The following is a 6,571-nucleotide window of genomic DNA, read 5'->3' on the forward strand; positions in this document are numbered from 1 at the left end:
CCGACGTTCGCCAGCCTATACTAGAATGCGGGAGCGACATGCCGGCCGCGAGCCCCAAGCGCTAGCAAGGGATTCACCCGATCCATCAGCCCGGCCAATCACCCCCGTCAATCCGGCCGGGACCAACCATAGCAGGAGCAAGCGGATGGCTTTGCAATACGACGCAGATTATCTCGGAAGGAACGCTCTCACACGGACCGGCCGCGCCCAAGTTCGTGCCGCATCGACCCCAGCCCGCCTGCGGCGATGGTTGCTGCCCAGCCTCGCGGCGATGTTGATCGCGGCGACCGCATTGCCCGCGGCCGCGCAGTTGCCCGGCGATCCGGAGCCGACCCAAGCGGAGCGCGACAAGCAATATGCCGCGCTTTCGCATGATGTTTCCCAGTTGGAGCAGATGGGCATGGTGCTCAAGCGCGTCGTGAAACTGGTTCGCCCGACGATCGTGCATATCGAGGCGACCAAGGCCGATCCGCTCGCCAAGCGGTATTCGCATCAGTCGATCGAGGAAGCCGGCTCCGGCACGATCTTCGAGCTGAGCGGCAACTACTACGTGCTCACGAATCGGCACGTGATCCGCTCGGCCACGGAAGCGAATATTCATATCAAGCTTTCCGATGGCCGCACGATCAGCCCGACGAAGGTGTGGAGCGATCCGGGAACCGACGTGGCGGTGTTGGCGATTTCGGCGCCGCATGTTTATCCGGCTCACATCGGCAATAGCGATCTGATCGACATCGGCGATTTCGTGCTGGCCGTGGGGAGCCCGTTCGGCTTGAGCCACACCGTCACGTTCGGCATCATCAGCGCCAAAGGGCGCCGCGATTTGGAGCTGGGCGACGAGCGAATTCAATTCCAAGACTTTCTGCAAACCGATGCCGCCATCAATCCCGGCAACAGCGGCGGGCCGCTGCTGAATTTGCGCGGTGAAGTGGTCGGCATGAACACGGCTATCGCCACCAGCTCCGGCGGCAGCGAAGGCATCGGCTTCACGATTCCGATCAACATGGCGATGAGCATCGCCCGGCAGTTGATCGAAAAAGGATCGGTGGTGCGTGCGTTTTTGGGTGTCACGCTCGATCCGAATTTCAGCGATCAGACGGCGGCAAGCCTCGGCCTGCCGCGCGTCGAGGGTTCGCACGTCACAGGAATCACGCCGAACTCGCCGGCCTCGGCTGCCAAGCTGCAAGTCGACGACGTGATTCTGGAATTCAACGGCGTGCCGGTCGACGACGACGCCCATCTGGTGAATCTCGTCAGCCTGACCGACGTTGGCAAAGCAGTGCCGATCGTCGTGTTCCGCGACCGAAAACTGGTGCGGCTGACGGTCAAAGTCGGCGACCGAGCGCATTTCGACGCGAGCTGACCGTCATCCGGCCGCCAGCCAAGAAGGCGATGGCGGCAGTGGCCGCGGCGGCAGTGGGCCGCGGCAACCTCCAGCAATCGCATCCGCGACGCGGTGGCTGTCTACGTCGCCCGTCGCTCCGCGGCGTTAAAGCAGGTGTGGAGTTCTTTCTTTCCCGCCGCGTATCTCGCGGCAAACAACCGTTGCCCGACGACACCCAAGAGCCGACAGGCCGAGCGCGGGAATTGATCCTCGGCGACGGGGGATCGGCGTGCCGCGGACAGGGCGGGCAAAAACGGCACATTATTTGCCGTTTATCCACAGGCTTTTTTTGGCTTCCAAGCCTGAACGGTGTCCTATGCCCGCCGAGAGCGCTGATTCCTCGCCACAAGCTGAATCCAATGGCCGCGAGCCGTCGGAATCGCAGCGGCTGGCAGAAATTGAAGCACGCGGATACGCCGCCGCCATTTCGTCACGTACCAGCCAGACGCAGCCGGAAAAATCGCGGAATAAGCCACAAAGGAAAGACGAAGCAAAGCATAAACCGGACTCAGACTCCGAAATCGATACTGGAAGCGATTCCGACGCCGAGTCCGACGCCGATTCTGATGCCGATGCGGCCGAACATCGATCGCCGGACGAGAAGGCCAAACAGCCCAGCAAGCCGTTCTATAAACGGCCGCTGCTGATGACGGTGATCATCGTTGTCGCGGTGGTCGTGATCGTTGGCGGAATCGTCTATTGGCTGTGGGCACGCCAGTTTGAATCGACGGACGACGCCTTTATCGACGGCAACGTGGTGCAGATGCAGCCCAAGGTGACCGGTTATGTCGTGGCGATGCACTTTACCGACAACGAACTTGTCACCGCCGGGCAATTATTGATCGAGATCGACCCGCGTGACTACCAGGCGGCACTCGACAGCGCCGCGGCCGCGTCGGCCGCGGCCGCCGGACGACTGGCGGAAGCCGATGCGCAGCTCACCGGGGCCGAATCCCAGGTCGCAGCCAGCCGAGCCAATGTGGCCGCCGCCGTGGCCAATGCACAAAACGCCCAAAAGGATTTGGCTCGCTACCAAGCGCTAACGCCCACAGGCGCTGCCAGCCGGCAGTCTTTGGACGCGGCGATCGCGACCGCCCAATCGACTGCCGCGCAAGAAACAGCGGCGCGGGCAACCACGAACTCGTCGGCAGCGCAAGCATCCTTGGCGCGGGCGCATAAGGTCACCGCTGCCGCAGATATGGCCCAAGCGCGGGCGCAATTGGCCGAGGCGAAGTTGAATCTGTCGTATGCCAAAATCCGCGCGCCGATCACCGGCCGTGTCACGCAGCGGACCGTCGACCTGGGCGACTATTTGGCGCCCGGTCAACCGATGTTTGCTCTGGTCGATCCCAATGTTTGGGTAACGGCGAACTTCAAGGAAACGCAGCTCACGAACATGCATGTGGGCCAGCATGTGCGGGTGCACATCGACGCATTTCCAAGCCGCTATTTGGATGCGCATGTCGATAGTTTCCAGCGTGGAACCGGGGCGCGGTTCAGCATTTTGCCGGCGGAAAATGCCACCGGCAACTTCGTGAAAGTGGTCCAACGCGTGCCGGTCAAGATTCTGTTCGACCAGCCGGTGCCGCAAGACATGATGCTCGGACCGGGAATGTCGGTCGAACCCAGGATAACCATTCGGTAATTCAATTTCGGCGTCTCGAATTCGCCGGCTTGATCCAATTCCGGCGATCCATTCGACTTGGGTTCAATCGTTGAGGCAAATCGCATGCACGCGACGGCCGCCGAATTGGACCGACCGAAGGCCGCCCGTACCGGCAGCCCGCCATTGCCGCTGAGCATGGCCGGGCCGCATAACCCATGGCTCGTGGCCATCGTCGTGTCGATCGCGACGTTCATGGAGGTGCTGGACACCAGCATTGCCAACGTTTCGCTGAGACATATCGCCGGCAGCCTCGCCGCCTCGGTCGACGAATCGACCTGGGTGCTCACGAGCTATCTGGTATCCAATGCGATCGTGCTGCCGATCAGCGGCTGGTTGGCGAGCGTGCTGGGCCGTAAGCGGTTTTATATGTCGTGCGTCGCGCTGTTCACGGCCAGCTCGGTGCTCTGCGGATTGGCTCCTTCGCTTTCTTGGTTGATCGTGTTTCGAGTGTTCCAGGGAATTGGCGGCGGCGGGCTGGCTCCGAGCGAACAATCGATTCTTGCCGATTCGTTTCCGCCGGAAAAACGGGGCATGGCGTTCGCTTTGTACGGCGTGGCCGTCGTCGTGGCGCCGACCGTCGGACCCACACTCGGCGGCTGGATCACCGACAACTACAGTTGGCACTGGGTCTTCTTCATCAATCTGCCCGTCGGGCTGTTGTCGCTAGTGCTTTCGGCTTGGACGCTGGTGGAGCCGCCGGCGGAAAGAAACGCACGAAAAAAGATGCACGCGAAAGGGATTCGCGTTGATTATGTTGGCTTCGGGCTCGTGGCGCTCGGGCTCGGCTGCTTGCAAGTCGTGCTCGACAAGGGTCAGCGCGACGACTGGTTTGGCTCGAATTTCATTGTCACGTTCAGCATCATTTCGGCCGTTGCACTCGTGTTTCTGGTGATCTGGGAACTTACCCGGCCCGATCCCATCGTCAATTTGCACCTGCTGCGAATTCGAGGGTTCGCGGCCGCAAATGTCGTCATGTTTGCGGTGGGATTCATTCTTTTCGGCACCACGCAACTGCTCCCGCAATTGGTGCAAGATGTGCTCAACTACACGGCCACGTACGCGGGCTTGGCGCTCACTCCCGGTGGTTTTGCCGTCATGGTGCTGATGCCGGTGGTGGGCTACTTGCTGGGAAAAGTCTCGGCGCGGAACGTGATTATGTTTGGCTTGCTGATCGAGGCTATTTCGCTCTTCAGCATGAGCGGCCTGAACGCCGAAATCTCGTATTGGCAAATTGCCATGGCGCGCGTGTTTCAGGCCAGCGGCATCGCGTTCTTGTTCGTTCCGGCATCAACGGTGGCCTATGTCGGTCTACCGGCCGGCGCGAACAATGACGCATCGGCCCTCATCAACTTGTCGCGGAACATGGGCGGCAGCGTCGGGATTTCGCTCGTGCAAACTTTGCTCGCTCGGCGAAGTCAATTCCACCAAAGCCGACTGATCGAAAATCTCACGCCTTATTCGCCGGCATTTCGAAATGGCCTTGCGCATATTCAACACATCGTTCCCGGCAAAAAGCCGGCGCTGGAAGCCCTTTATCAGGCGGTGCAGCTTCAAGCGACGACCATGTCGTACCTCGACATCTTCTATTTGCTCGCCTGGGCCTCGCTCGTGATTCTGCCGGTGGCATTCTTGCTCGCCAAAGCCAAGCCCGGCGAGCAACATGCCTCGCACTGACCGATCGAATCGTCGGACGTGCTGCGACGATTCGGCTGGTTGATTCCCCCATGCCGCGCCGGAATAATCGCCAAACATTGACATCGATTGGCAACTAGGTTGGGCTGCGTGGCTGCGGCTAATGCGGTTTTTGACGATCGGCCGACAAATAGGCATAGTCCGGATTCGACCGGTTGTGATCATTTTGCGGATGATGCTGGAGAAACGGCGTGACTCCTTCCGAGCGGAATCCGGGCCTTTCGGGACGCACGGGCGGCAGCGAGCCAGCGCATCGCCGAACGTTTGTCGCAGCGCTGCTGTTGGCCGCGCTATTGGCCAATGGCTGTGGACTTGCGCAATGGTGGCACGACGGCTTTAAAGTTGGGCCGAACTACACGCCGCCGCCAGCCCCCGTCGCGGAATCTTGGATCGAATCCGGCGACCGTCATCTTGCGAACTCCCCCGCGCTCGATTGCGGATGGTGGACCGCGTTTCGCGATCCAGTTCTCGACCAACTCATCGATGCCGCCTATCACGAAAACCTGAATTTGCAAATTGCGGGCACGCGGATTCTCGAAGCTCGCGCGGAACGCAACATCGCGGCCGGCGATTTATTTCCGCAAACTCAAAACGCCTTGGCCGACTATGCGCATGCGCAAGTGAGCAAGAATCTTGGCCTGCCGCTGGGCGGAACGTTTGACACCTGGGCTACCGGGTTCAACGCATCGTGGGAACTGGATTTCTGGGGCCGATTCCGCAGAACCGTCGAAGCCAATAACGCGACCGTCGATGCCTCCGTCGAAGGCTACCGCGATGCGTTGGTCATGCTGCTGGCGGAAGTGGCCACCAACTACGTGCAAATGCGCACGTTCGAGCAGCGAATCGCCTACAGCCGCCGCAATGCCGACATCCAGCGCGGATCGCTCCGCCTCGCCGAACAGCGTTCAAACAAGGAGGCAGCACCGATCTCGACGTGCGGCAGGCGCGCGCCAATCTATTGCAAACGGAGTCGCTGCTGCCGGCGCTCGAAACGGGCCGCCGGCAGGCAAGCCATCGGCTGGCCGTGTTGCGAGGAATGCCGGTGAGCGAATCGGCAACGCGGTTCCTGCCCGCGGGCATTCCGCTGCCGCCGCCTGAAGTTTCCATTGGCGTGCCAGCCGACTTGCTCCGCCGCCGGCCCGATATTGGCGAGGCCGAGCGTCAGTTGGCGGCCGAGAGTGCCCGAGTCGGCGTCGCCCAAGCGGATTTTTACCCGCGTATCGCAATCAATGGTTTTCTGGGATATACGGCCAAGGACCTCAGCGAACTTTACGAACCGAAGAGCTTTACCGCGATCATCCTGCCGACCGTGAGTTGGCCGATCCTGAACTATGGCCGCATCGCTAACGGCGTGCGCGCCCAGGACGCCCGATTCCAACGCGCCGCGCTGCAATATCAACAAACCGTACTGACGGCCGGACAAGAAGTCGAAGACGCACTGACGGGATTCATTCAAGCCGAACGACAAGCCCGGAAATTGGAAGCCGAGATCGTCGAGTTGGAGGTGGCCGTCGATCTGGCGACGCAACAATTCCAAGGGGGCTTGTCCGACTTCAATCGCGTGTTCGATACACAGACCGCGCTTGTGAACGCCAAAGATCAATTGGCAGTCGCCCGGGGCAACATCGACCTGAACTTGATCCAAGCCTACAGAGCCCTGGGCGGCGGCTGGGAATACTTTGCCCAGCCCTGCCCGCCAGGGCCGACGTTCGCCGAACAATTGATGCCTCGCGCCACCGGATCGGAAGAAGTTCCGCCTCCCGTCGGCGCATCGCAGCCACCCGTGCCAAGTCCTTAGAGAGCAGCGTAGCAGGCACACTCCGTGTGCC

5 protein-coding genes are annotated in these 6,571 nt (G+C 61.0%); all 5 read left to right on the forward strand.

The genetic code is table 11. The features are described from left to right. Nucleotides 1-145 precede the first annotated feature (145 nt). The 5 genes from VHX65_10330 to VHX65_10350 all read left to right on the forward strand — a co-directional run bounded on the left by VHX65_10330 (nucleotide 146) and on the right by VHX65_10350 (nucleotide 6,540). A complete protein-coding gene (locus tag VHX65_10330) occupies nucleotides 146-1,363 on the forward strand; it encodes a trypsin-like peptidase domain-containing protein (GenBank protein HEX3998937.1) in 1,218 nt (405 codons plus the stop codon). A 337-nt stretch (nucleotides 1,364-1,700) separates the two neighbouring features. Beyond that, complete coding sequence (locus VHX65_10335) at nucleotides 1,701-3,029, forward strand: HlyD family secretion protein (GenBank protein ID HEX3998938.1); 1,329 nt, start codon at nucleotides 1,701-1,703, stop codon at nucleotides 3,027-3,029. 84 nt (nucleotides 3,030-3,113) lie between these two features. Next, entirely contained in the window at nucleotides 3,114-4,724 is a 1,611-nt protein-coding gene (locus VHX65_10340; protein ID HEX3998939.1) for a DHA2 family efflux MFS transporter permease subunit, read from the forward strand. A gap of 209 nt (nucleotides 4,725-4,933) precedes the next feature. Further along, nucleotides 4,934-5,788 (forward strand): TolC family protein, encoded by an 855-nt coding sequence (locus VHX65_10345; GenBank protein HEX3998940.1) that lies wholly within the window; start codon nucleotides 4,934-4,936, stop codon nucleotides 5,786-5,788. Continuing rightward, nucleotides 5,677-6,540, forward strand: coding sequence for a TolC family protein (locus VHX65_10350; GenBank protein ID HEX3998941.1), 864 nt, complete (start codon nucleotides 5,677-5,679; stop codon nucleotides 6,538-6,540). Before VHX65_10345 ends, VHX65_10350 begins: the two co-directional genes overlap by 112 nt. Nucleotides 6,541-6,571: the final 31 nt, after the last annotated feature.

It is taken from the genome of Pirellulales bacterium (assembly GCA_036267355.1).
In the GTDB taxonomy this organism is placed as follows: domain Bacteria; phylum Planctomycetota; class Planctomycetia; order Pirellulales; family DATAWG01; genus DATAWG01.